This is a genomic window from Paraburkholderia kirstenboschensis (assembly GCF_032806925.1).
GTDB classification, from domain to species: domain Bacteria; phylum Pseudomonadota; class Gammaproteobacteria; order Burkholderiales; family Burkholderiaceae; genus Paraburkholderia; species Paraburkholderia kirstenboschensis.
On record NZ_CP136512.1, the window covers coordinates 1,412,549 to 1,436,776 of the forward strand.

The 24,228-nt window shown below is 60.4% G+C and carries 21 protein-coding genes and 4 pseudogenes; 14 read left to right on the forward strand and 11 right to left on the reverse strand.

The window, feature by feature from the left end; translation table 11 throughout:
* Positions 1-235 precede the first annotated feature (235 nt).
* Positions 236-991, forward strand: a complete 756-nt coding sequence (locus tag RW095_RS15130) for an RNA polymerase factor sigma-70 (protein WP_394365140.1) — start codon at positions 236-238, stop codon at positions 989-991.
* On the forward strand, positions 972-1,181 hold the full coding sequence (locus RW095_RS15135; RefSeq protein WP_317019734.1) for a zf-HC2 domain-containing protein: 210 nt from the start codon (positions 972-974) through the stop codon (positions 1,179-1,181). Before RW095_RS15130 ends, RW095_RS15135 begins: the two co-directional genes overlap by 20 nt.
* Before the next feature lie 358 nt (positions 1,182-1,539).
* On the opposite strand, the gene RW095_RS15140 is transcribed toward RW095_RS15135, so the two are convergent.
* The 3 genes from RW095_RS15140 to RW095_RS15150 form a co-directional block, all read right to left on the reverse strand.
* Positions 1,540-1,830: a DUF1272 domain-containing protein gene (locus RW095_RS15140; protein WP_317019735.1), complete on the reverse strand. Its 291-nt coding sequence runs from the start codon at positions 1,828-1,830 to the stop codon at positions 1,540-1,542.
* Between the two features lie 521 nt (positions 1,831-2,351).
* A complete protein-coding gene (locus RW095_RS15145) occupies positions 2,352-2,708 on the reverse strand; it encodes an arsenate reductase family protein (protein WP_317019860.1) in 357 nt (118 codons plus the stop codon).
* A protein-coding gene (locus RW095_RS15150) for an IS5 family transposase (protein WP_317017800.1) occupies positions 2,686-3,497 on the reverse strand; the annotation gives its coding sequence in 2 pieces (ribosomal slippage) (positions 2,686-3,149 and positions 3,149-3,497; 813 coding nt in all). The genes RW095_RS15145 and RW095_RS15150 overlap by 23 nt, the downstream gene beginning before the upstream one ends.
* A 1,138-nt stretch (positions 3,498-4,635) precedes the next feature.
* On the opposite strand from RW095_RS15150, the gene parA reads away from it, so the two are divergent.
* The 3 genes and pseudogenes from parA to RW095_RS15160 form a co-directional block, all read left to right on the forward strand.
* Positions 4,636-5,298: a ParA family partition ATPase gene (gene parA, locus RW095_RS15155; protein ID WP_006047459.1), complete on the forward strand. Its 663-nt coding sequence runs from the start codon at positions 4,636-4,638 to the stop codon at positions 5,296-5,298.
* A 24-nt stretch (positions 5,299-5,322) separates the two neighbouring features.
* Positions 5,323-5,440: pseudogene (locus RW095_RS41465) on the forward strand (ParB/RepB/Spo0J family partition protein); the annotation flags it as partial.
* Between the two features lie 65 nt (positions 5,441-5,505).
* Positions 5,506-6,381: pseudogene (locus tag RW095_RS15160) on the forward strand (ParB/RepB/Spo0J family partition protein); the annotation flags it as partial.
* A gap of 79 nt (positions 6,382-6,460) precedes the next feature.
* Here RW095_RS15160 and RW095_RS15165 read toward each other — a convergent pair.
* Positions 6,461-7,810 (reverse strand): replication initiation protein, encoded by a 1,350-nt coding sequence (locus tag RW095_RS15165; protein ID WP_027779032.1) that lies wholly within the window; start codon positions 7,808-7,810, stop codon positions 6,461-6,463.
* A gap of 1,812 nt (positions 7,811-9,622) precedes the next feature.
* Here RW095_RS15165 and RW095_RS15170 point away from each other — a divergent pair.
* Entirely contained in the window at positions 9,623-10,828 is a 1,206-nt protein-coding gene (locus tag RW095_RS15170) for a DNA-binding protein (protein WP_317019737.1), read from the forward strand.
* A 57-nt stretch (positions 10,829-10,885) separates the two neighbouring features.
* Here RW095_RS15170 and RW095_RS15175 read toward each other — a convergent pair whose 3' ends face one another.
* The 3 genes from RW095_RS15175 to RW095_RS15185 form a co-directional block, all read right to left on the reverse strand.
* Positions 10,886-11,968, reverse strand: a complete 1,083-nt coding sequence (locus RW095_RS15175) for a tyrosine-type recombinase/integrase (RefSeq protein ID WP_317019738.1) — start codon at positions 11,966-11,968, stop codon at positions 10,886-10,888.
* Between the two features lie 55 nt (positions 11,969-12,023).
* Complete coding sequence (locus tag RW095_RS15180; protein WP_317019739.1) at positions 12,024-12,422, reverse strand: DUF2471 family protein; 399 nt, start codon at positions 12,420-12,422, stop codon at positions 12,024-12,026.
* A 123-nt stretch (positions 12,423-12,545) separates the two neighbouring features.
* The gene (locus tag RW095_RS15185; protein ID WP_317019740.1) at positions 12,546-13,172 is read right to left on the reverse strand and encodes a helix-turn-helix domain-containing protein; all 627 of its coding nucleotides are present in this window, start codon (positions 13,170-13,172) and stop codon (positions 12,546-12,548) included.
* Between the two features lie 174 nt (positions 13,173-13,346).
* Here RW095_RS15185 and RW095_RS15190 point away from each other — a divergent pair, with 174 nt between their 5' ends.
* On the forward strand, positions 13,347-14,546 hold the full coding sequence (locus RW095_RS15190; RefSeq protein ID WP_128598068.1) for a glycine C-acetyltransferase: 1,200 nt from the start codon (positions 13,347-13,349) through the stop codon (positions 14,544-14,546).
* A gap of 12 nt (positions 14,547-14,558) precedes the next feature.
* The gene (gene tdh, locus RW095_RS15195) at positions 14,559-15,590 is read left to right on the forward strand and encodes an L-threonine 3-dehydrogenase (RefSeq protein ID WP_317019741.1); all 1,032 of its coding nucleotides are present in this window, start codon (positions 14,559-14,561) and stop codon (positions 15,588-15,590) included.
* 45 nt (positions 15,591-15,635) lie between these two features.
* Here tdh and RW095_RS15200 read toward each other — a convergent pair whose 3' ends face one another.
* Positions 15,636-16,286, reverse strand: coding sequence for a YceI family protein (locus RW095_RS15200; protein WP_317019742.1), 651 nt, complete (start codon positions 16,284-16,286; stop codon positions 15,636-15,638).
* Between the two features lie 107 nt (positions 16,287-16,393).
* Here RW095_RS15200 and RW095_RS15205 point away from each other — a divergent pair, with 107 nt between their 5' ends.
* The 3 genes from RW095_RS15205 to RW095_RS15215 all read left to right on the forward strand — a co-directional run bounded on the left by RW095_RS15205 (position 16,394) and on the right by RW095_RS15215 (position 18,345).
* Positions 16,394-17,089, forward strand: coding sequence for a TetR/AcrR family transcriptional regulator (locus tag RW095_RS15205; RefSeq protein WP_317019743.1), 696 nt, complete (start codon positions 16,394-16,396; stop codon positions 17,087-17,089).
* 30 nt (positions 17,090-17,119) lie between these two features.
* Complete coding sequence (locus RW095_RS15210) at positions 17,120-17,599, forward strand: nuclear transport factor 2 family protein (RefSeq protein WP_317019744.1); 480 nt, start codon at positions 17,120-17,122, stop codon at positions 17,597-17,599.
* A gap of 218 nt (positions 17,600-17,817) precedes the next feature.
* Positions 17,818-18,345, forward strand: coding sequence for a lipoate--protein ligase family protein (locus RW095_RS15215; protein WP_317019745.1), 528 nt, complete (start codon positions 17,818-17,820; stop codon positions 18,343-18,345).
* Between the two features lie 22 nt (positions 18,346-18,367).
* Here the strand turns inward: RW095_RS15215 and RW095_RS15220 are convergent, their stop codons facing one another.
* Positions 18,368-18,754 (reverse strand): nuclear transport factor 2 family protein, encoded by a 387-nt coding sequence (locus tag RW095_RS15220; RefSeq protein WP_317019746.1) that lies wholly within the window; start codon positions 18,752-18,754, stop codon positions 18,368-18,370.
* A gap of 566 nt (positions 18,755-19,320) precedes the next feature.
* Here RW095_RS15220 and RW095_RS15225 point away from each other — a divergent pair.
* Positions 19,321-20,538 (forward strand): diguanylate cyclase domain-containing protein, encoded by a 1,218-nt coding sequence (locus tag RW095_RS15225; RefSeq protein WP_317019747.1) that lies wholly within the window; start codon positions 19,321-19,323, stop codon positions 20,536-20,538.
* 635 nt (positions 20,539-21,173) lie between these two features.
* Here the strand turns inward: RW095_RS15225 and RW095_RS15230 are convergent.
* Positions 21,174-22,082, reverse strand: coding sequence for a HAMP domain-containing protein (locus RW095_RS15230; RefSeq protein WP_317019748.1), 909 nt, complete (start codon positions 22,080-22,082; stop codon positions 21,174-21,176).
* Positions 22,066-22,796 (reverse strand): annotated as a pseudogene (locus tag RW095_RS15235) (response regulator). Before RW095_RS15235 ends, RW095_RS15230 begins: the two are co-directional and overlap by 17 nt.
* Positions 22,797-23,039: 243 nt before the next feature.
* Here RW095_RS15235 and RW095_RS15240 point away from each other — a divergent pair.
* The gene (locus tag RW095_RS15240) at positions 23,040-23,303 is read left to right on the forward strand and encodes a hypothetical protein (protein WP_317019749.1); all 264 of its coding nucleotides are present in this window, start codon (positions 23,040-23,042) and stop codon (positions 23,301-23,303) included.
* Between the two features lie 5 nt (positions 23,304-23,308).
* Positions 23,309-24,091, forward strand: a pseudogene (locus RW095_RS15245) (efflux transporter outer membrane subunit); the annotation flags it as partial.
* Positions 24,092-24,228 lie beyond the last annotated feature (137 nt).

Genomic DNA, 24,228 nt, shown 5'->3' on the forward strand with positions numbered 1-24,228 from the left:
CTAAAAATGGGGTAGACGGGAAGACTTCTTTTCAGTAGCTGAAATAATGCGCGGGTTGCGGCTGGTCCACTACGCCGCATCGCCGTGACTGGCGTGCGTTTGCCCGGGGCCGGCTCGTCTCGGGCCCGAGCCACCGGCGTTATTCTCACTTTCCGCAATAATTGATTTCGGTTTGTCATAAGATGACCGCCCCGCGCGACGAACGCCTACAAGTCCTCGCATAGGAGAGCCGAGCATGTCCAATACCCATTCGCTTGCGCGGCAAGCTGCGGCAGAATGGCGCTCGTGCCAGAACCCTGTGCGAGACGAACTCCCCGCTTATGAGCGACAACCATCCAAACGACCGCGCGCGCGTTTCGCGGAACGTGCAGCGGAGCCTGCCGTGAGGCAACTGAGCGGAGGGGCACTCGACGATCCCGTTTATCTGGCCCAGCTCCGTCGCGACCTCGTGCGCTTCGCCCGTTTGCAACTGCGCGATGCCGCCGCTGCCGAAGACGCTGTCCAAGAAGCGCTGGCCGCCGCCTGGACCCAGGCCGACCGGTTCGCTGGGCAGTCGGAGCATAAGACGTGGGTGTTCGGCATTCTGCGGCACAAACTCGTCGATACGCTGCGCACCCGGCAACGCACGGTGAACCTCTCTGCCCTTGAATCGGAACTCGATGGCGAGGCGCTACTCGATCGCGAGTTGTTCAAGGACAACGGCCACTGGTCGCAACGGACTAAGCCGCGCCCTTGGCCGACGCCCGAAACGGCGCTGCGTCAGCAACAATTCTGGGCGCTCTTCGAGGCGTGCGTTGAGCACCTGCCCGAGCACATCGGGCGGGTTTTCATGATGCGCGAATTTCTCGACCTGGACACCGATGCAATCTGCGCGGAATTGCAGATGACCGCCAACCATTGCAGTGTGCTGATTTATCGCGCGCGCCTGCGCTTGCGCACCTGCCTGAGCGAGAAGGGCCTATCTAGCGAGGATGCAAATGGGGAAATGTAAGAACATCACCCGGCTGCTGTCCGACGCCTTGGATCGTCCGTTGACGACGGGCGAATGGGTCGCCATTCGGCTGCATCTGCCTACATGCAGCGGCTGCCGCAATTATCGCAAGCAGATTCGACTGCTGCGTGAAGCTGCTCGTACCATGAGCGGCATTTCGGCGCCGGGCGGGATGAACGGCGAGGATTGATGCTGGGTGGCGGTGGGGTTGCGGTGAGGGTGGGCCTGGGTTGCCTGGGTTGCCTGGGTTGCCTGGGTTGCCTGGGTTGCCTGGGTTGCCTGGGTTGCCTGGGTTGCCTGGGTTGCCTGGGTTGCCTGGGTTGCCTGGGTTGCCTGGGTTGCCTGGGTTGCCTGGGTTGCCTGGGTTGCCTGGGTTGCCTGGGTTGCCTGGGTTGCCTGGGTTGCTCGCGGTGTGCTCGCGGTGTGCTCGCGGTGTGCTCGCGGTGTGCTCGCGGTGTGCTCGCGGTGTGCTCGCGGTGTGCTCGCGGTGTGCTCGCCGTGTGCTCGCGGTGCGCTTCTAGCGGTGTCACGGAGGTGCTCGGGGGGCGTCACCGTTCGCCGGGGGGCGTATTGCGATAACGCTCGAAGAACTCGGCGTGCGAGGCTTCGTCGATCGCAACGGCGGTTCGTTCGCTACGCGCCGGATGTTTTGCCAACTGCGCTCGCGTGCGTATCGGTCGACGCTCGAAATTCCCACCGCAGTTGGGGCATACATTGCGCAAATTCGTCAGCGCGCACACTTCGCAGAAAGTGCATTCGTAGGTGCAGATCATGGCATCGGACGCGTTCGGCGGCAGCGACTTTCCGCATCCCTCACAGGACGGTCGTAGTTCAAGCATTCGGACTCCGTTTTATGTTTAAGACGCGCTCGCGCTGGAGTGCGACGCATCTGTTGCTGCTGCGCTAGTGTAGGTGGCGTAGCGTGTCAGGAAGTGACAGGTCTGCGTTAATTACTGCCAGTGCGGTCAATTCTGCGGGCGCGTGTCGCTGCCGAGGGCGCTCGCGAGGTTCAACAACGATTCGCGCTCTACGTCGATCGGACGAAGTCGACATTAGCGGGCTTGGGCGCGTTGTTGTTACATAGGCGTGGGCGGCAATTCAACGGGCGCCGATTCACGGCCTCGACGCCGAGTGTCATTGCACTTGGTGGAGTCCGTGTAAGGGGACTCGGGAGCCCGTCGATGCAAGCATATTGCACGGAACGCCAGCGGATCGCCGACAGGTTCAGGTGGACTGCAGATCATGGCCGCGAAGACAGTTGCGCAAGGATGTGACGCTGGCCGTGGAGGTCTCGTCCGCATTGCACTGCATTGCATTCGGGGCCATCCGGTCCACTTCATTTTTGCGCGTTGGTGCTGCCTCAAACGAATAAGCTCGCCACATTCTCGGGTGGACGGCCGATCACTGCACGCCCGTTTCGCACAATGATCGGCCGCTGCAGAAGTATTGGATTCGCAGCCAATGCTTCGTATAACTGAGCGTCGGATAACGTGGGATCGGAAAGACCCAATGCGTCGTATGCGGACTCGGTGTCGCGGATCATGGCGCGCACCGGACAGGCCAGTTGGATATTCAGCCGCTGTAATTGGACGACGGTGAGCGGATGATCCAAGTATTCGATGATCTCTACGGTTTCTTCGCCGTCGCTATAAGTGCTGGTAATCAGCTCGCAGGTCGCGCGGGACTTAGAGGCGTTAACAGAATGACTTTTGCAGATGTCGCCAGCATATGATGCAGCAGGCGATTTTCATGAAGGCTTCGTGGATGAAAGCGAGGCGCTCGAAGCGAATACGCAGTCGGCGAAAGTTGTGAAGCCACGAAATAGTCCGCTCCACGACCCAGCGTGTTTTGCCTAGACCGCTACCATGAGGCTGACCGCGCCGAGCGATTTCGGTTGCAATGCCGGCAGCATGCAGTGGACGTCGATATTTGTCGTGGTCGTAGCCTCTGTCGCCCTGAACGACCCGAGGCTTCGATAGTGGTCTGCCGCGCTTGCCGCTGATGGGCCGGATAGCCTCAACCAGCGTATGGAGTTGAGTGACGTCATTACGGTTGGCGCCGGTGAGTATCACCGCGAGCGGGATGCCTTGCGCCTCGGTGATGAGATGGTGCTTTGAACCGGGTCGCGCGCGGTCTGTGGGATTCGGTCCTGTTTTTGACCTGAGCCCACAGCGCGGATTGAAGAGGAATCGACGATGACGCGAGACCAATTGATTTGGTCGGCTGCGCGCAATCGCGCGAGCAGCACCTCGTGCAACTGGTCCCAAACGCCAGCGGCCTGCCAGTCACGCAAACGACGCCAGCAACTCATGCCGCTGCCGCACCCCATCTCGCGAGGCAGTAGGTCCCAACGCAGGCCCGTCTGTAAGACGAAGAGGATGCCCGTGAGCACCGCACGATTGTCGAGCGGCTTGCGCCCTGGAAAACGGGTTCGCCGTAGCTTGGGAGGGGGCAGCAACGGTTCGATGAGTGCCCAAAGGTCGTCGTCGAGTATCGGCTTGGCCATATCCTTTTCGTCGTCGAAACAATGAAAAGGTTAACAGCATTCGTCGCGGGTTAACAGCCCCTTCGTTCATTTTGTTAAGGGTTCTTAGAGCAGCGGGGGTTGTGGTAGATGGTGATCATGGTCGGATTGGTTGCTAGCGGGAGTCAGGCTGGTCCGTTCGGGGACGTGCTAGTTGCATTTTATCCCGCTACCGGATGGCTCTGGGGCATTCCCACCTCGCCCTGCTTTTCAGTTCCATAAGGTCTGACTGGGTGCCCGTCGAACGGCGGGACGCGTCGTCGCCATGTTAAACATAGGGATCGCGAAGGTGTGTCCGGCGTCGCTGCCAAGCGGCCGGTCAGAAATGCGAAAGCCTTTGATGCAGACAGATCCCCGCTTGAGCACAAAGTGGGTGACATGGCAGCTTCGTTAAGCGTCCTCGATGCCGAAGCCGGACCGCTCTACCTGAGTCGCGGACCGATCTAAATCCCCGTCTCGTCTGTCTACTACGGTGCAGGGGAAAGCAGGTTTATGCGCATAAAGCTGCCAAGCTTCGCCCCGTTGATGTCACTGCACCTGCGGTTCGGGAATTTGATTCACGACTCGCGACTTCTTGGCCCCTACTCACGCGCCGCCCGTCTGTCTGGAAACCGTGGTCCCGGATCTGGCGGGCAGTGCGTGGCTTTCGTCATGCGACAGGACACGCAGTCCACTCGCCACTATGAAGCAGCGAGCAACACCATGTGGACTTCACAGAGGCTACGGGAGTTTATGCGCATAAACCGAGCGACGGCCGGTTGCGATCAAGCACGCTTCGGCTAGACGTTCCCGTCAACGCGCCGTGCCAGCCTATAAGCTTGTGCGACGAGCCGGGCAAAGGCAGTTGGACGATCGAGTCACTATTTGAAGCGCCCGTCATCGCACCAAATAGCGCGCCACGACCGCACTGACAAGTTCCGCCAAGACGGACTCGCAGGGCAACCCCAGAGCATTCCCCGAACACCCACGCCCCGACCCTCGCCCTCCGCGTGCGTCGCAATCTATCTTTATGCGCATAAACCTGGCTGAACGGCTATTTCCATCTCAATTCAAAAGAAACGATTGAAATACGAATTCTTCCAGGTAAAATCCATCTGCGCTTAAAAAGAGGAGGTGAACATTGGCAGCTGAAATCATCGCGGTAACTCAGCAAAAAGGTGGGGTCGGGAAGAGCACAATCGCGATGCATCTCGGGGCGGCTTTCCATGAAAAAGGAAAACGAGTCCTGGTCGTGGACGCAGACGGTCAGAACACACTGATTCATTGGGCCAGCGCATCGTCGGACGGTGACACCGGCATCCCGTTCCCCGTCGTCAATCTTTCCGAAGCCGGCAGCCAGATTCACCGTGAGATCAAGAAGTTTGTTGCCGACTACGACATCATCGTCGTCGACTGCCCGCCTTCCATTACGGAAAAAGTCTCGGGCGTCGTACTGCTCGCGGCGAGTGTTGCCGTCATACCGACGTCTTCGTCGCCTGCCGATTATTGGTCGAGCATCGGCTTAGTCAAACTTGTCCAGCAAGCGCAAGTGATGAACGAAGACCTGCGCGCAGTTTTTCTGCTCAACAAGACGGAAGAAAAGCGCATGCTGACGCGCGAGCTGAAGCGGGCGTTAGAGGAACTTGGATTTCCCCTCCTCAAGACCCAGATTCCCACACGCGAAGCCTACAAGCAGGCAATGGCATTGGGTCAAACAGTGCTACAGATGAGCGATCGCGGCGCCAAGCTCGCCGCCATCGAAGTACGGGCGTGCGCGAATGAGATCGCCGCCTTGCTCCCGTGAATTTATGCGCATAAAGGACCCTGAATGAAACCCTCCCAATTTGCCAAAGGCTTTCAAGCACGTCCTGATACGACCAGCAGCGAGAAGCGAACGGCGCTAGATCGACTGAACGCCATTGACGGTCTGGTCAAGAACAACGCCTCGAAAGCCCCCGACGGCACCGTACGACCGCTTTCGGCCGTAGTCTCGCAAACCAATTCCGATCTCGACACTGCCGACATCGAAAACGAGTCCGCCGCTTATCGAGCATGGAGAGTTGAACACGGATATCGCCCCGGCCAGGTCATCGAGCTTGCGCTGAAGACCATCAAGCCAAGTCCCTTCAATCCGCGGCACTTCTATGTGAAGTCATCGATTGCCGAACTCGCCGTCAATCTGGCGAAGCAAGGGCAACAGCAGGCGATCCACGTCATTCCTGACTATGACAATCCAGGAACCTACTTTGTCAGCGACGGCGGCAGACGTGTGCGGGCGTTAAAGGAAGCAAACAAGGAATCGGTGAAGGCGATCGTTATCGATCTGCCAATCGGAATCCAGAGCTACAAGCTCGGCTACGACCTCAACGTCCAGCGAGATTCGCAGACAGTATTCGACAACGCTGTAGTCTGGAAACGCTTTCTGGACGACCGCCATTTCCAGAGCCAGAAAGAGCTGGCCGAGCACCTTGGTCTGGACGAGTCGACGGTTGCGGTAGCGTTGTCGATTGCCAAGCTGCCCGAAGCCGTCATGCATGAGATGGTCGCGCGGCCCGACCGTTTCGGCTCCAACATGGCGTATCAGGTCGGCCGCTATCACGCGGCTCGCGGTGCCGACGCAACGCTGCGTCTCATCAACAAGATCCTCTCTGACGACCTAAGCACGCGGCAGGTTGCCGACATCGTCAAGGGCAGGGCGACTGCGCAGGAAAGCACCAAACCGGCAGGTCGCCAGCGCTATGCGCAGCGGCTGGAAGTCAAGCTGGACGGAGTGTCGGTCGGCGACCTGAAGACGTACGGAGAGGACCGCATCGAATTGCGCCTCAAAGGCCTCACGCGTGAAAAGCGCGACGACATTCTTCACCAGATCGAAAAGATGTTGAAGTAACAGCCGCTGACGAGCGGTGGGGCAGCGGTCGCGGGCAGATGCGCCGCTGCGTCCAACATCGCCGACAGTGCGCCGGCTATCAGGCCGCGCGGGACTGACTTAGCGTGAAAGCGAGCAGATCGCCGTCGGTCGGCTCGCCCCACGTCTTGCGAGCCAGCCAATCGAAGAACGCCGTTTCGACGATCTTCGAGTCGAGCCCGCGGCGGCGCCAGTCGTCGCGCATGTGGGCGCCCAACCCCGGCAACTCTTCTTCCTCGAACGACTGCCGTGCAATGTCCCGCTCGGACTCGCCCTGTTCGTCGTAGAGCTCGCGTGCTTCCCTGCGACGATACGCGGAATACTCGCCCAACAGGCGCGCCTTGAGATCGTCCGCAGGCGCCGCGACCGCAGCCTTAGCGCTACCAGCAGACGCAACCGTCTCGACGGGCGGCGCGTACCCTTTCTTTAGTGCATCCTTGAACAGCGCTGGCGCGCTGCGGACCGGCGGCAACGACGTGCTACGCATGCGTTGCTCGGTCATCTGCAAAGCCGCACGGATGCGGTTTTCCTCGCTGTCCGCGTACAGTGTTTGCGCCTCTTTCAGCGGTATACCGATCTTGACCATCCGGTCCACCAGCGTGCTGTCGAACACGTTCGGATGTTCGTCGAGAGCCAGCATAGGCTGCTTGCGCTCGGTCACGCGGAACTGGATTTCGGCCACGCGCCGGCCCTCGCGGTGCTCGATCAGCTCCACGAAGATATTCGTGACTGCGTTCACCTCGGCGATTGCGGGGCGCAAATAGTCGCGTTTGAAGTATTTGTATTCGCGCTTTGCTTCGTCGCCCGCTTCCGTGTCCGGCGTGCCGGAGAGGATAGGGCGCCACCACTCCCACGACTCGCGCATCGTCAGATGGCTTGGATTGGTCAGATAGCGCACGCAGATTTCGTACAGCGCGAGTCCCGCGCTACTGCGCAACTGACTCTGGAACTGCAGGCTAAGACGCGCATACTGCACGGGATCGAGCAACTTTTTCTTGATCTTCGGCGCGAACGAAAATTCCACCCAGACCCGGCGAGTAGTCGGATCTTCGAGAATTTCGGCGTCGGCGATCAGCGTCGAGATGCCCCACTTCCGGCCGGGCTTCTGGCTGGACGTACCAGTGCTCCATTCGACCTGAACCGAAACCATCCGGCGCAGATGCTCCTTGACGAGAGCAGTGTCGTTGGAGTCAAACGCAGAGTTGGCGACGATGTCCGACAGTAACGCGCGATAGGTATCACCCGATTCATCGGCTTGCTGTGCGACCGCGAGCAGCACATTGAACAGCTTGCGTGTCAGCAGCGTGATCTTGCCGCTCTTCGGCTGAATCGCGATCGCCTCGACGGCCTTGCGCAATTCCGCCGAGCTGGGGCTGACTACATCGGTTTTCTTGGCGCGCTTCGTGGCCATGCGTATGGTCAAGGAGGGATTTGGCGAGAGCATACCGACTGCGGTGATACACGTCTATAGCGTGGATCTCACCATTGCGGGTGAAGCGAGTTTACGCGACGCAACTCACCTCCGGCGACTCCCGAAAACCCTCACCTTCGCCGTTTGGCACCAGGTTCCGGCAATCCTTTAGTGTCGCGGGCTGCGAAAAAACACGGTGTTTGTCACGTCGGCTCAAAGGGGAGCGCAATATCCCGAACCTTCTCACCTCAAAAAATTCCATCTTTTTTACGGCGATGCTCGTGCCGGTCACGCGGGCGGTGACCCCCGCGATGCGCAGATCGACTAGATTCGCGTGGCCTTGCGCGTTGCGACCTCTTCGGCAGGAGCCCGCCCTTCGGCGCGGCGGACACTTCGGCGTCAACAGCAACCGCTTTCGCCAGCCCCTGTAAAAGCTCACCGTTAGATCGGTTCAATGCTCCAAACGGCGTGGGTTTCCTTAGGGCGAAGCGACAAAAGTCCTTCCAAAGAGTCCCGAAAAACCTCACCTTGGAACGCAGCGCCACGTCAGCGGCTACTGCTCGCACACCTCCCGAAAAGCCTCACTTTGCGAAAACCGAGCAAATTGTCCTTTATTTTCAACCAGTTATATCAACCAAAATCGCCGCAATGCTGTACGTAGCAAGCGTCGCCCCTCCCGTAAAATCTCACCTTAAGGCCAGATTGCTCTCCTCTTCCAACTGCAATGACGGCTGGGCCGCTCCCGAATAGTCTCACCGTTGCCATCCAAACGCCGCCGATAAACTGGTGGCCAAAGGCCGTAGGTAGGACTTTTCCGGACGATAAGCGTCATGGCGCCCCCGAATTTCCTCACCTTTGCGCCGCAAACCCGTCCAAAAGCTCCCCGAAAAGCCTCACCTTTCCCCTTGTCCTGGTCAACTTTTCGGAAGCAACGAGGCGAACTGACGACCACCTCCCGAATCTCCTCACCTTTGCATCGGCCGATGACTCCGAATTCGCCGTCGCCGCCCGAAAGATGCCGCCTGGAGGGTGGACACGTCCCGCAAAAGCTCACCTCAAGGCTCCAAATGCCTAAAATCAAGGCAAAATGGCCACCAAGGCCCTGTAAAGCCTCACCTTTCGTCGGCGTTTTCTCCCGTCTTCACTCACCTCGAGGTTTTTTGCGGCTCGAACAGGGTCAAAAACAGGGCACAGCAACCTTCCCGAAAGCGCTCACCTTGATCCTTACGGCTTCTGGAATTGCTGTCTCGACCTGGCGGGCGCGATCAGTCGAACCGGTCCTGCAAAAACTCACCTTGGCGTGACGTCCTCTGCGAAGGGGTCCCCTGAACCCGCTCACGATACATCCCGGACCTGCTCACCGCGCTCCCCGAACCTCATCACTCCGGATTCCCGCAGACCCTCACCAACTCTCCCGGAAAGCTTCACCTTGCCGGGCGGAACGCCCCGCCAGGTAAGGTTTTGCTTTGGCGTTAACGTTTTTAATTTGGGTTCAAAGGTGTTTACTTTTATTACTCTCTAGCCCCAAACCGGAGAGCCCTTGGAACAATCCCAATCCTTAACGCTTGTAGCTTGCGTATCGTGAAACAGTGCGGTATCAAAGTGGCAATCGCAAACGACCTTTGTTTACAATGGGTTATGCGTTGGTTTTAGTTTTGTTTCACGAAGCATCCTCATCCACGTGACTCTGCATCTGCAAACTGCGCCCTGCTGCACGCACAACAGGCGCAAGGGAACGCATCGTCAGAAAATCGTATCGTTCACTACGTAGATTGTTATTATTCGTCCAATCAGCGCAACAGTGAGCACAATATGAATGTGGACGACGAACGCCAAGCCATCCGCGAAGAGCTTGATGCCATGCGATCTCGCGGCAGCCGCCGCCAGGAATTGTCACTACATGCCTGCAAGCGACTATTTTTCGACCTGGGCATACGGCCGTCGATGGCAGCCGTGCGTGATCTCACCCAGACGGGCAGCGCGAGCGACATACCGAAGGACATCGACCACTTCTGGGAACGCATCCGTAATGTCTCGCGAGTCAAAGTCGGCGCGGGAGCCATCCCGAAAGTTCTGGAAGAGCGCGCCGGAGAATTGCTGGGCGCACTCTTCGAAGAAGCCGTCGCGCACGCGCGCACCACACTGGACGCCGAGCGCGAGGAGTCGCGCGCGCAAATCGCTTCGGCGGAACAACGCGCACTCGAGGCAGAAATCCGCCGCGACGCTTCCGAAGATGCAATCAAGCGCAGTGAACAACGGGCGGAAGCCGCGTGGGAACGCGCTCGCGCGCTGGAAGCCGAGCTGTCCACCATCACTACGCACGGCACCGCCCACCATGAAGGCCTGCAGGCAACGGCGCGTCGGCTGGAACGTGAAAACGAAACACTCCGCCAACGCCTCGACACGGAACAGGCGACGAACGCGACGCTGCGCGATCGCATCGACGCGCTACACGTGGAATTGCGCCAAAGCACCGAACACTACGCGCAGCAGATCAAAGACGCCGTCGCGGAAGCCGAGCGCCGAGTGAAGCCGATGCTTGTCGAACTCGATTCGCTACGCAGCATGGCCGCTACCTATCAGTCCGGCGTGCGCGACGCGAGTCGAAAGGAATTCGAGTTCATTCAACAGCTTGCGGCAGCCAAGGCGCGGGGCGATCGGCTCGATGCCCAACTGCGCGAACAGTCGGACGAGGTGGACGCACTGACAAAAGAACTTGCGGCTCTGCGCGGCCAGCAGGGTATCGACCCGGGGATCGGCAGTTTGCTTTGCTCGCTGGTTGAAGGCGGCCGCCTCACGAGCGACGAATTGCGGACCATTGGAACCGCAGCGGATGGCCATGTGCGCTTGCCGCTGCGCTGTCCGAAGTGCGAGGAAGGTGAGCCCGAACTCTCGCAGGTCGATCACCGGTTCGAACTGCAGTGTCCGGAATGCGAGCACTCATCCGGGCTCGGCGATTCACGGCTGGAGGCCGTCAGCCGGTTTTTGTCCAGCGACTCGCTTTCGCCATCGGCGTGAAGCAAGGGCGCCCTTCGGCAAAGGTGAGGAAATTCGGGACGCCAAACGTGAGAAGTTTCAGGACTTCGCCTCACCCGGCGTTCTCGTGAAACGCCCGTCCATGCGAGGTTCGGGCAAGAGCGGCGCGGCAGGATCCGGTTCGTCTATGACGCGTAAATCGTGCTGTTTCGTCCATGTTTGCCAGGCGCGATAGAGACGATTCGCAGATACGGCCTGCACAAATCCGAGCCATTGTCCGACTAGTTCCGCCTCCACTCCGCTTTCGAACAGATCAGCAGCAAACGTATTGCGCAAGGTTTGCGGACTCGCGCGCGATGTACGCGACGCGGCAATTCCTGCCGCGTCGACGAGCGCATCAACGGCACGAAGCATCGTGGCCTTGTGCATTGGCCTGCCAGAAGGCGACGCCGGAAAAATCAGATTGCCGGCAAGGTTCGCCAGGCGCCGCTCAGCGAGCCATGCGTCGAGTATCGCCGACGCGAAAGGCGCTAGCCGCGTGCGCCGCATGAGCGTCGGGTTTGCCGAGTCGATCGTCAACCAAGGTGAGCCCGATGTCTTGCAGCTAACTGCTAAGGCGGCGGCCTCGCCGGTTTTCAGCCCACCGCCAAGGAACACGGCGATCAATGCGCGGTCGCGCCGTTCTTTCCAACACTGTGCCTTGGACAAGCCCTGTAGCGGCGAAAACAGATGCGCGATCAATGCGGCCCGTTCGGCATGGTGAAGAAAACCGGTCGGCTCGTTCTCGCGTGCATTGCGCCACGCGGCTTCCCCATCCTGGGCGATGAAGCGAGCCGGATTGGTAGACGATGCTTCGACTTCGCGCACATGATCCAGCACGCGCTCGATCAAGCGCAAATAGCGCACGCGCTGCGGCTTACGTATATCGAGGCCAGCGACAAAATCGGCGATGCTCTGCGTGTCGACAGTGATCAACGTCTTTTGACGCGTGGCCAACCATTCGAGAAAAAGTCCCCACTGCGCCTGATAAACCTGCGCTGAGGAACGCCTGAAATGCTGCTTCGCAAGCCAGGCGTCGAACGCGATTTTTGGATCGCGGCGCCAGTCTTCGCGTTGCTGATCGAAAAGATCGGTGGACGGATCCGGACGCGGAACCGGATCGGATAAATGAGGAGGCGACATGCGCTATCGTTCAGTTAGTTGCGCACATTGTAGACTCGACTGTCGAAGCAGACGGTCAGTCGCCCCAAGCTTGTACCCGCTTATGTGCGGCAGGTTGAGATGTGCCTTTCGCGGCGTTGCGAACCGCCTGCTCGTAAGCGGAGACGGCAAACGCGAACACCGCGGGCAGCGCGGTGGACGTGCCGAAGTCCACGCCCTCGTCGGTTTCCGGATAAGGAAGGTCGGACGGACGTTGGAACAGACCGAGCATGAGTGCGTCATGCCGGCTGGCAAATCCAAGGTCCGCAAGCGCCTCGGCCTCGATCGCATGCAGCAGGCGCCAGGTGAGCGGCACTTGCTGCGCGATATAGCGCGCGGCGATATGGCGGACGATATATTCGAGATCGCGCGCCGCGGTTTGATAGCGCAGCGCGGCCAGAGCGCGGTCGGTTGGCTCGGTCGTCAGGTCGTTCATTATCGGCTCCAGTCGATACCTGTACTGTACAAATATACAGTGTTCGACGCAACCTCTGACACGCCGCGATTCCGTCGGCGACTCTCTCGCCGGTTGACGAAATTGCTACGGTGAGACAGCGGATCAGCCGTGGATCACCACAAGCAATGCTTTTGCCTCGCCCTTGCCCGCATTGCGGATCGCGTGCGGCTCGTCCGCAACATAGCGAGCCGTGTCCGCGGCCTTGAGGCGCCTGGTGGTGCCGGCTGCCTCAATTTCAATCGATCCTTGCAGCACCGTCAGATGTTCACGAGTGCCGGGTTCGTGCGCGTTCGACACAAGCGCCCCGCCCGACTGAAGCGTCAACTCGTACCACTCGAATTTGCCGGCCAACTCGATCGGCCCCCACACCCGCAGTTGATACTTCGCATCGTGCCCGCTCAGCGTAGGGATTTCGTGTGGCCCGGCGACGGCGATCGCTTCCGGGGTTTTTTGCGGCGCAAACAGCGAATCGAGACTGACTCCGAGCGCGTTGGTCAACCGCCAGGCCACCGCGATCGTCGGATTCGCCTTGTCGCGTTCGATCTCCGAAAGCATGGATTTCGACACGCCGGCCGCACGCGACAGATCCTCGAGCGTCATGCGCCGTTCGGCGCGCAAACGCTGAATCTGCTCGCCGACGCGCGGCGGCGCCGGGATTGCGGGAGCCGCGATTGCATGGGGAGTGGACGCCGCGCCAGCCGCCGCACGGCGATTACCCGAGCTTGCCATTTCCAGATCCATCGTTTAGAGTTGTTCGACATACCGGATTTTAGTTCGGAAAAACGAAAAAATCCGATAAAACTGACAGGCGACTATAACAGGTCGCCTCGGGTCCGCCCATGTCGCGCGTGCCCAAAGCGGTGGCGTCTGCACCCGCCTATCACCCATTCAGGAGCCCGGTTCATGCGTGAACAATATCTCGCCCATCTGCGCGGCACATTGGAGCAGATCCGCGCCGACGGTTTTTACAAGAGCGAGCGCGTGATCGCCAGCCCGCAATCGGCCGACATTCGTCTTGCCAACGGCACAGGCGTGCTGAATTTTTGCGCGAACAATTATCTGGGCCTCGCCGACGACGCGCGGCTCATCGAGGCCGCGAAGCAAGGGCTGGACAACGACGGCTTCGGCATGGCGTCGGTGCGTTTCATTTGCGGCACGCAGACCGTGCATAAGCAACTCGAAAGCGCGCTCGCCGAATTTCTGCAAACGGACGACTGCATTCTCTACTCGAGCTGTTTCGACGCCAACGGCGGTCTGTTCGAAACGCTGCTCGACGAGAACGACGCCATCATCAGCGACGAGTTGAATCACGCGAGCATCATCGACGGCGTGCGGCTTTCGAAAGCTAAGCGCTTTCGCTACAAGAACAACGATCTCGCCGATCTCGAAGCGAAGCTACAGGAAGCGGCCGCCGCGGGCGCGCGCTACACGCTGATTGCAACAGACGGCGTGTTTTCAATGGACGGCATCATCGCCGACCTCGCCGGCATCTGCGATCTCGCCGATCGTTACGGTGCGCTCGTGATGGTCGACGATTCGCACGCCGTCGGTTTTGTCGGCGAACACGGGCGCGGCACGCCGGAACATTGCGGGGTGCTGTCGCGCGTCGACATCATTACAGGCACGCTCGGCAAGGCACTCGGCGGCGCATCGGGCGGCTATGTCGCCGCGCGCAAGGAAATCGTGGACTTGCTGCGGCAGCGCTCACGCCCCTATCTGTTCTCCAACACGCTGACGCCGAGCATTGCGGCGGCATCGCTGAAAGTGCTCGAACTACTGGCAAGCGACGAAGGTGCGCAACTACGCGAGCGCGTGCGCAAGAACGGTGCGCACTTTCGCGACAAGATGAGCGCGCTCGGGTTCACGCTCGTGCCCGGCGAACATCCAATCATTCCAGTGATGCTCGGCGACGCGCAACTCGCTTCGAAAATGGCCGATGCGTTGCTGCACGAAGGTGTCTACGTGATCGGCTTTTCGTTCCCGGTCGTACCGAAGGGCCGCGCGCGCATCCGTACGCAAATGAGCGCCGCCCATACAACCGAACAGATCGACCGCGCCGTGGATGCATTCGCGCGCGTCGGCCGCGACCTCGGTGTCATCTGAAACGGGACGCATATGAAAGCATTGGCAAAACTCGAGCGCGCGCCCGGTCTGACGCTCACTGACGTCAAAATGCCCGAAGTCGGCCATAACGACGTGATGATCCGTATCAAGCGCACCGCTATTTGCGGCACCGACATTCATATCTGGAAGTGGGACGACTGGGCGCAAAAAACCATTCCTGTGCCGATGCATGTCGGTCACGAGTACGTCGGCGAAATTGTTGAAATGGGCGCCGAAGTGCGCGGCTTTTCGATTGGCGACCGCGTGTCGGGCGAAGGCCATATTACCTGCGGATTTTGCCGCAACTGTCGCGCCGGGCGCCGGCATCTGTGCCGCAATACGGTGGGCGTCGGCGTGAATCGCGAGGGCGCGTTCGCCGAGTATCTGGTGATTCCGGCGTTCAACGCATTCAAGATTCCGCCCGAGATCTCCGACGACCTCGCGGCGATCTTCGACCCGTTCGGCAATGCCACGCACACCGCACTATCGTTCAATCTGGTCGGCGAAGACGTGCTGATCACGGGCGCCGGGCCGATCGGCATCATGGCCGTGGCGATTGCGAAGCATGTCGGCGCGCGCAACGTCGTGATTACCGATATCAACGATTATCGGCTCGGCCTTGCTCGTAAGATGGGCGCGACGCGTGCCGTGAACGTCTCTCGTGAATCGTTGCGCGACGTGATGGCCGATCTGCACATGGCCGAAGGTTTCGACGTCGGCCTCGAAATGTCGGGCGTTCCGGGCGCGTTCACCGGCATGCTCGAAGCAATGAACCACGGCGGCAAGATTGCGCTGCTCGGTATTCCGCCCGCGCAAACGGCGATCGACTGGAACCAGGTGATTTTCAAAGGCCTCGAAATCAAGGGCATTTACGGACGTGAGATGTTCGAGACGTGGTACAAGATGGTCGCGATGCTGCAGAGCGGTCTCGACCTGTCGCCAATCCTCACGCACCATTTCAAGGTCGACGACTATCAGCAAGCGTTCGCGACCATGCTTTCCGGCGAAAGCGGTAAAGTCATTCTCGACTGGACTTCGGCGTAGCACACAGGCTCGCCGCTCGCCGCGTCATACACGCCCGCAGCGCGCTCAAGCGCCTGCGGGCGTTCTGCCAAATTCGGCCTGAATGCGCACGTGAATGTCGTCGCCGACAGCTGGATACCATGTCGCGAGCCCAAACTTCGCGCGGCTGATATGCCCTTCTGCGGAAAAGCCGAGCGTGTCTTTTTTCGTTAGCGGGTCGGGTGCGAAACCGTTGAATGTGACGTCGAGCGTGACGGGTTGCGTTACGCCGTGAATGGTCAGCTCGCCCGTCAACGTGCCGCGAGATTCGCCGGTGCGCTCAAACCTCGTACTCACGAAACGGATCTCCGGATAGCGCTCCACGTCTAGCAGGCTCGGGCTTTTCACCATTTTGTCGAGCAGCGGCACATTCGTGTCGATGCTCGCGGCGTCGATCGTAACTGACACGCTACTCCGTTCAAGCCCGCCTTCGCTCCAGTCCAACTGCCCTTTCTTGCGGTCAAAACGCATCGTGAAGCGCGAGTACTTGAAGTGTTCGACGTCGAACGTAATGCTGCAATGATCATGGTCGAGATCGTAGCGCCCAACCGGCACGCGCGCCTCATTCTGGCTGACCGAATGCGTGAGCACTTGCAATGGCGTGCAGGCCGTTGCATAGAGCAGGGTTGCAGCGAGCAAAGCGCGCGCGACGATGGCGCGGGCAGTGAATATATTCATCAATGGCTTCCGGTTGACTCATCTCGATCAAGATAACAGTTGGCGGTAGCCGCACGCAAAATGCGGTAGTACTTGACGAGGGAGAATGATCGTTCTACTCTTCGCACATGGCTACTCATACTCGGATTGAAGAAGCGGCAGCACCCGGTCCACGCGAGCGCCTGCTAGACGCCGCGGAAGCGTTGATCTACGCGGGAGGCATACACGCAACCGGCGTGGATGCGATCGTCAAGCAGTCAGGCACCGCGCGCAAAAGCTTCTACACACATTTCGAATCGAAAGACGCACTCGTCGCGGCCGCGCTGGAACGGCGCGACGAACGCTGGATGAACTGGTTTATCGCAGGCACGCAGCAGCGCGGCGGCACGAGCGCGCGCAAACGCCTGCTTGGCATGTTCGATGTATTGCGCGAATGGTTCGCGTCGGAGGACTTTCACGGTTGTGCGTTTTTGAACGCGGCCGGCGAAATCGCTTCGGCGGAAGATCCGATTCGCGTCGTCGCGCGTGAACACAAGGAACGTCTGCTGGCATTTGTGCGAACCCAATGCGACGAGTTCGTTGCGCAAGCGAACGTGGATGAAAGGCGCGCCGCGCGTTTGTCGCGGCAGTGGCTGGTCTTGCTCGACGGCGCGATCGCTGTCGCACTGGTAAGCGGCGAGCCGGACGCCGCGCTCGACGCGCAAGCCGTCGCTCAAACTTTGCTCGACGCTCAATCGAGCGGCAAGCCCAATACATCCGCTAACAGCAAAGCCTCACGTCAATCTTCAAGCAAGCCCCCGCCTGCCAGGCGGACCGCAATCTGACCGCAACCTGACCATATAGCGAGGAACCTCATGGCCGATCAAATCGAAAGCCGCCCACCGCTGCCGCCGTTCACACGCGACACCGCGATCCAGAAAGTACGCGCCGCTGAAGACGGTTGGAACACCCGCGATCCTGAACGCGTGTCGCTCGCGTACACGCCGGACAGCGTGTGGCGCAACCGCGTCGAGTTCACGCATGGCCGCGCGGAAATCGTCGGGCTGTTGCGCCGCAAATGGGCGAAGGAGCTCGACTATCGTCTGATCAAGGAGTTGTGGGCGTTCACCGATAACCGTATCGCCGTGCGCTTTGCCTACGAATGGCATGACGACTCGAACAACTGGTTCCGCTCATACGGCAACGAGAATTGGGAGTTCGACGAACACGGATTGATGGCGCGCCGTCACGCGAGCATCAATGACCTCCCGATTCGTGAAGCGGACCGGCTGTATCACTGGCCGCTCGGCCGCCGTCCCGACGATCATCCCGGTCTCTCCGATCTCGGGCTCTAGACATTTCCCACGCAACGTGAAGGCGGGCGCGTCGCCTTCACCGCTTTGCCATCAGTCCTCCGTTATGGTTGTGCTGCTGCTTGCCGGCACGTCTTGTGCCCCCAAGCCCGAGTGCGTCTTCAACATCGCATGAGTGGCTTGCGGTACAGTGCGCGACGGGCGGCACGCACAAATACCAAACAGCATCACGCCGGCGCTCGACCGGTGATGGAGAGGACATGCATCTTCGGCAGATCGGCAAGGACATCCGCAAGCACATTAGCCACACATTGTTCGCGCTCGTCGCGGGCCTCGGGACATCGGCAGCACACGCAGGCAACTGGTGCGAGGGCGGCGTTTGGGTCGACGCAATGCTGGGCTCGTATCACATCAATCCGGACCCCGACAAGCATTTCGAGCAGTTCAATCCGGGGCTTGGCGTCGAATGCTGGCTCAACAATCAATGGGCGCTGACGGCCGGCGGCTTTCGCAATTCGCTGCGCCGGCCGTCGTATTACGGCGGCGGCGTCTGGTCGCCCGATTTCCTGCATTGGGGCATTGTGCGAATCGCGGCGATGGGCGGCGTCATCTCCGGCTACAACTATGGCAATTGGGGACTCGGCCGCGACCATACAATCGGACCGGTGCTCGCGCCGCTCGTCATGGTCGAGTACAAGCGCGTCGGCGCAAACTTCATCGTTATCCCGCCGATTCCTTCCGACGACCTTCCGTTCACTATCGGCTTCCAGGTGAAGGTGAAGTTCTAGCCGCGTCCCGCGCAACCTCGGGCTAGTGGCCGCCTCTCGATGCCGTATCGAAGAATTCGACAAAACGCGTCAGCAAGCCGTTCTTGAGTGTCATGACGTGAATCCACTCGCTTTCAACGGCTTCGCCCGTTGAACGGATCGTACCTTTCACGAAGCCTAGCGTGACGATATCGTCACCGGCGTCGATATATTCGCGCGCTTCGAATACTGCGATGTCGTCGCTTTCCGCCAGCGACTTGAAGAACGCGGCCACCTCGTTCTTGTTGCGGCATTCTCTTGGAAACGGCAGCGAAGCGGGTCCGACGACACGCCATTCCACGTCGTCCGAGATGACCTCGAGTATCGCGGGAATGTCACCCCGCTGAAACGCCTCGTATGCACCTTTAACCACCGAGAGATTCGTGCTCATTGCTGTCTCCTTCAAAAGATCATATGAGCGGACGCGGCTGTTGTTCACGGCGGTCTGCGCCTGCGCTCAACCGCCGGCGTCGGCGAAGGTTGCGCACTAGCGGTCTCGCATCAGGCGTGCGGAGCTTATGCAAAGTCTGTGTGGAGTGCGCCGCAAGGGGCTGCGGATTCGCTGGTGGCTCTATGAAAATAGGCAAGGTTGTCAGCGAAGTGAAGCGTTATTCGCAAGGATTTGGTAAGCCTTCTTCTGATTAAATGCACCCCACACGCGAGCCTCCACGAAGCCGCGCTCCCAAGCGTTACTTGAGCGTCGCACAGGTAGTACAGGAAACGATTCTTCAGTGGAAATTTTCGCCGTTCCGCAGTGATCACGCCGCCGCGTTTGCCGGCAAACGGCAACTGCCGTGATGAGCGCAAGGCCGTGCGGGTAGCGGGCAGTTCATGTGTTTGACGAACGGCGAACAACGAACAAGAAGCGGCCCTGGCGGTTCACTTGCCACCCCGACGAGAACCCGTCATGGCTCTCCAGTATGATTGCATCCTTTCCCCCACCGCCCTGGAGCTCTTGTGCCCGCGCGTCTGTTTCGCTCCGCGAAAGCCGATCGTAACCGTTTCATTGTGCTGTACGTCAGCATGACCCTTGGCTTGCTGATCGCCGCCGGCCTCTTCGTGTATGAAGCGAGGATCATCGTCGCCGACGGTTTGCGCGACGAGGAAGCGTTCGCCGTGCTCGGCGTAGCCAACCGCGTGCTGCACGATCTGGAGAACGCGGAGACCGGTCAGCGGGGCTATCTGCTGACGGGCGACGAAAGTTACCTCGTACCTTACCGCGAGGGCATCCGCGATCTTGACGACACCGTGCTGCGCTTGCAGCAGGCGGCGGGCAGCGACGAGAGATCTCTCGAACTGGTTCGCCGCGTCGAGCACGCAAAGACCGACAAGGTGACGGAACTCGCGCGCACCATCGAACTGGCTCGCAGCGGCAATCGCACAGCCGCCGTCGCACTCGTGCAGACGAACGAAGGCAAGCTCTACATGGACGGTCTGCGCCAGGACCTCAGCCTGTTGCTGAACGACTGGCGCGAAAGACGAAGGGTGGCCACAGAAGACGCGCACCAGCGCCTCGTGTTCGGAAGCGCTGCGCTGGTAGCAATCGCTGTGCTGGTGTGCTGCCTGATGGTTTATACGGTTTATATACAGCGTCGCGCGTTCGCCAGGGTGCATGCGTATTCCAATGCACTCAATCAGCAAGCGGCGCAGGACACTTTGACGGGACTGCCGAACCGCCGCCGCCTGCTTTCCGCCATCGACGCACTCTCGGACGATGAGGCCGCCTCGCGGCGCATCGCGCTGTTGTATCTCGACATAGACGGCTTCAAGAATGTCAACGACGCGATGGGCCACAGCGCCGGCGACGTACTGCTGCGTCGGCTCGCCGAATCGCTGCGCACGGCGACGCGCCAGAACGACATGCTCGCTCGTGTCGGCGGCGACGAGTTCGTTCTGCTGGCGACCGATTGCGGTGACGACTCCAGGTTAAGAGAACTCGCGGACCGCCTGGTTTCAAGCGTTCGCGCAGTCGGTGACAAAGAGTATGGCGGTCGTTTTGCGATTGGCGTGAGCATCGGCATCGCCACCTTTCCCGACCGGGTTCAGACAGTCGCGGGACTGCTCGACGTCGCGGATGCGGCCATGTATGTGGCCAAGCGCAGTGGCCGCTCCACTTACAGCTTCGGCTCATCACCGGGACCGGGGCTTTCGAACGTCGTCAAGCTGACGAGATAACGCGTCGTAGGACAAAACAGACTGTGCGCATGCCGCCGTCAAAGGTGAGCAATTCCAGGATGGTGAGGAATTCCAGGAGACGGTATCACCTTTCGGCGTCGTCCACGCAAAGGTGAGACGTTCCAGGAGAGGGCGCCAAGTGCGCAATGGTGAGTCATGCCAGGATTTGCGCCGCACCTTTGAGCATTCCTCGCGGCGCTGTCACCCGGCGTCACGCGCAAAGGTGAGGAGTTCCAGGAGGTTGCCGCAAAGGTGAGCCATTCCAGGAGGTACCTGACAATCAGACTCCCACACCTTGTGCGCGCCCAATCTCCTTACATCCACTTCCATATTCAAACAAAGCGTGAACGCGCGAACCGCAATTCCGCCGCGCATGAACATGCCATGTATGCCGCATGCACCGCGGCTCGAGATGCCGATGCGCTTGCATGAAGCAGCGCATTTCACGCGCGGGTTGTAACGGCGCCGTAAAACATCATCTTTCGTTGATTGATAACTTGCGGACTCAGTCGCAGCGCTGCTGCCGGAATTGCAACGGGCAGCCCTGCGTGACTGTGAATCAATCGAAGGAGAAAGTATGAAAATGCTGTTGGCAATCGCGACAATTGCGACACTCGCCGCCTTGAGCGCAAGCCTCAATGGATGCTGGTGGGGGCCGCCGCCGGGCGGCGGCGGTCCTGGCGGTGGTGGTCCGGGCGGTGGCCATGGCGACGGTCCGCACGGCGCGATAGTCGTTCCGGGCCTCGCGCGAAATCCAGAAACTGCGTGACGATGCGCGACAGCGACTCGGCGTCGCGCAAGAAGCCTCTGCGATTGGCTTCGTCCGGCAGCAAGTCCGCGCGCACCTGCATCCGCGTGATCGGCGCGCGCAAGTCATGCGCGACACCCGCAAGCATCACCGCGCGTTCCTGTTCGGCTTGGGCGAGCTCATGCACCATCTGGTTGAAATCGTCGATGAGTTCCCTCGTTTCACGCGGACCGCTCGCCGGCACGACCGGCGCCCGGTGCCCGAGGCGGAATTCGCGCGCGGCGATCGCCAGACGATGCAGCGGCCGTTGCAGATACCACGCGCCGGCCAGCGCAAGGATCACGGCGAACACCAGCATCATGGCCGATGCGCCGAGGAAGCGGCGCGCAGGCAGCATCGAGTTTTCGAGTTTGAGCCACGCCGGGTTGCCCGCATAGCGCACCCAGAGGTTGCCATTGCCGGCGTCCGCAACGACCTCGCTTGCCGGCGGCAGCTTCGCGCGCAAGGCGTTTTCGAACGGGCCATACGTGTTCCGGCACGGCGCCGGGCAACCGTATGGAATGGCATCGCTCGCATTGACGATCACTACCCCGAGCGTCGCGGAGAGTTGCGAAGCGGAGACCGCGCTTTCGTGCTGCGCCTGCATCGCAAGCAGCAGCGCGCGCTGCGCATGTCCGGTGTCTATCTGGCCGCGTTCACGGTCCACGAGCAGCAAGGAAGTGAGATGGACGATCACAATCAGGCCGACCGTCATCAACGCGAGCTGGCCAAACAGCGTGTTAAAGGGATTTTTCATCGTCACTGCTGCCGGGCACGAACATATAGCCGATGCCGCGTACCGTCTGGATGCGTCTCGGGCTGGCGGGATCGTCCTCGAGCAGGCGCCACACCGGCACGTCGATGCCGCGCTCGGTCACTTCAGAATGCGGTCCATGCAGCAGGTCGACGAGTTTCGAGCGCGACAGCGTTTCCATCGGATGTTGCGCGAGGACTTCGAGCAACGCATATTCGCTGCCGGTCAGCTTGAGCGGCTCGTCGCCCCGAAACAGCGTGCGGCTCGCGAAGTCGAGACGGAAGCTGCCGAAGCGCAGCGCTTCGCGCTTTTCGAGCGGCGCCGCGACTGACGCCGCCGGTTGCGAGTGCCGCCGTAACACCGCGTGAATGCGCGCGAGCAATTCCTGCGGCATGAAAGGCTTGCCGAGGTAATCGTCGGCGCCAAGTTCGAGGCCGATCACGCGGTCCACGCCGTCCGCGCGCGCCGTCAGCATGATCACCGGAATGGTGTCGCCGCTCGCGCGCAGTTGCCGGAGCGCGCTGAGTCCGTCGACGCCCGGCATCATCAGATCGAGCACGATGATCGACGGCCGTTCGCGTTCGAGCCGGCGTGCCAGATGGTTGGCGTCGTGCAACACGGAGATTTCAATGCCGCGTTGCTGAAAGAGGTTCGCAGCAGGTCACGCAGGTCGGCGTCGTCGTCGACCAGTAGAACCTGGAGGGGCGCGTCTGACATAGCTGAACCCGGGTCAATGTGGACATTGTCGACGGCGCAGCGCCCGCCGCCTTACACAAATATAACGAATTGCGCGGCACCGGCGCTTCCCGATTCTTCTGCGAGCTTACCGTCTATTACGACGTCGCCGTTCATTCGGCGCGCCCCTGCTTTGCGTTCGCGAATTGCGCGTATTGCGCGAGTTGCGCGAGTTGCGTTACAGCCCGTAATGCTTGCCTAAGCCACCGTAAGACGCCTCTCATTATGCTGGGCCATGCCTTGCCGCTGGCGCGGCGTCGCGTGGCTCCGACTGAACCCACGACGCATACCAGACGGCCCTTTGTCGAATCCGGTCGAAGGATGCCCGAGCATGCCAGGTTTTCCAAGGTGTTGTTATCGCCGACGCGCGCGCCCCGCTTCGCGATTCTTGCCGCGGCTGTCGCCGCCACTCTGATGCTGGCGGCTTGCGGCGACAAGTCCGGCCACGGCCCACCGCAAACGACGCCCGAAGTCGGCGTCGAAACCTGAAACGCGTGCAGGAACTCGGCAATGCATCGCTCCTCGACGTGCAACAGGCGCGGAACTCGCTCGCGAGCGCGAAGGCAAGTGTTGCGTCGTACCGGCGTGCCGTCGCGCAAGACCGCAACAATCTCGCCGCTGTGATCGGCGCACCGATTCCCGGCGACTTGCCGCCTGCGCGCGCATTCGACGACGAGTCGATGTTCGCGGACATCGGTGCGGGCGTGCCTTCGCTGCTGCTCACCCGTCGTCCGGATATCTTGCAGGCCGAGCATGCGTTGAAGGCCGCGAACGCGAATATTGGTGCGGCGCGCGCGGCGTTCTTTCCGAAAATTGAATTGACCGCGACAGCCGGCACGTCGAGTTCGACGCTCTCGAATCTCTTCAAGGCGGGCACCGGCGCATGGGCGTTCGCGCCGAGCGTCTCGGTGCCGATCTTCGATTACGGCAGCAACAAGGCATCGCTCGATGTGGCAAGGATCGAGAAGCAGATCGAGGTCGCCGACTACGAGAGCGCGATTCAGACAGCGTTCAAAGAGGTGTCGAATGCGCTCACGGCGCGTGCTACTTATGTGGATCAGGTGCAGGCGGACCGCGAATACGTGACGTCGGCGCAGAACTACTACACGCTTGCCGAGGCGCGCTACAAGGCGGGCACGGACAGTTTCCTCACGTTCCTCGATGCGCAGCGCACGCTTTACACGGCGCAACAGCAATTCGCGACGGACGTCCTGTCGCGGCAGTCCAATCTCGTGACGTTGTACAAGGTGTTGGGCGGCGGATGGGAGGGCAGCTGAAATCACGCCAGCGCTGTCAGGTGAGAACATTCGGGAGACAGGGGGTGAGAATGTGCGTACCTGTGGCCGCACCTTATCTTTGAGGTGAGGATATTCGGGAGCGGCGGACTCTACCCCGCGTTCCGCCTTCGAGCTAG

Coding starts and splice junctions, on each gene's coding strand:
- RW095_RS15130 (WP_394365140.1), top strand. CDS start 236: ATGTCCAATACCCATTCGCTTGCGCGGCAAGCTGCGGCAGAATGGCGC.
- RW095_RS15135 (WP_317019734.1), top strand. CDS start 972: ATGCAAATGGGGAAATGTAAGAACATCACCCGGCTGCTGTCCGACGCC.
- RW095_RS15140 (WP_317019735.1), bottom strand. CDS start 1,830: ATGCTTGAACTACGACCGTCCTGTGAGGGATGCGGAAAGTCGCTGCCG.
- RW095_RS15165 (WP_027779032.1), bottom strand. CDS start 7,810: ATGGCCACGAAGCGCGCCAAGAAAACCGATGTAGTCAGCCCCAGCTCG.
- RW095_RS15170 (WP_317019737.1), top strand. CDS start 9,623: ATGAATGTGGACGACGAACGCCAAGCCATCCGCGAAGAGCTTGATGCC.
- RW095_RS15175 (WP_317019738.1), bottom strand. CDS start 11,968: ATGTCGCCTCCTCATTTATCCGATCCGGTTCCGCGTCCGGATCCGTCC.
- RW095_RS15180 (WP_317019739.1), bottom strand. CDS start 12,422: ATGAACGACCTGACGACCGAGCCAACCGACCGCGCTCTGGCCGCGCTG.
- RW095_RS15185 (WP_317019740.1), bottom strand. CDS start 13,172: ATGGCAAGCTCGGGTAATCGCCGTGCGGCGGCTGGCGCGGCGTCCACT.
- RW095_RS15190 (WP_128598068.1), top strand. CDS start 13,347: ATGCGTGAACAATATCTCGCCCATCTGCGCGGCACATTGGAGCAGATC.
- tdh (WP_317019741.1), top strand. CDS start 14,559: ATGAAAGCATTGGCAAAACTCGAGCGCGCGCCCGGTCTGACGCTCACT.
- RW095_RS15200 (WP_317019742.1), bottom strand. CDS start 16,286: ATGAATATATTCACTGCCCGCGCCATCGTCGCGCGCGCTTTGCTCGCT.
- RW095_RS15205 (WP_317019743.1), top strand. CDS start 16,394: ATGGCTACTCATACTCGGATTGAAGAAGCGGCAGCACCCGGTCCACGC.
- RW095_RS15210 (WP_317019744.1), top strand. CDS start 17,120: ATGGCCGATCAAATCGAAAGCCGCCCACCGCTGCCGCCGTTCACACGC.
- RW095_RS15215 (WP_317019745.1), top strand. CDS start 17,818: ATGCATCTTCGGCAGATCGGCAAGGACATCCGCAAGCACATTAGCCAC.
- RW095_RS15220 (WP_317019746.1), bottom strand. CDS start 18,754: ATGAGCACGAATCTCTCGGTGGTTAAAGGTGCATACGAGGCGTTTCAG.
- RW095_RS15230 (WP_317019748.1), bottom strand. CDS start 22,082: ATGAAAAATCCCTTTAACACGCTGTTTGGCCAGCTCGCGTTGATGACG.
- RW095_RS15240 (WP_317019749.1), top strand. CDS start 23,040: ATGCTGGGCCATGCCTTGCCGCTGGCGCGGCGTCGCGTGGCTCCGACT.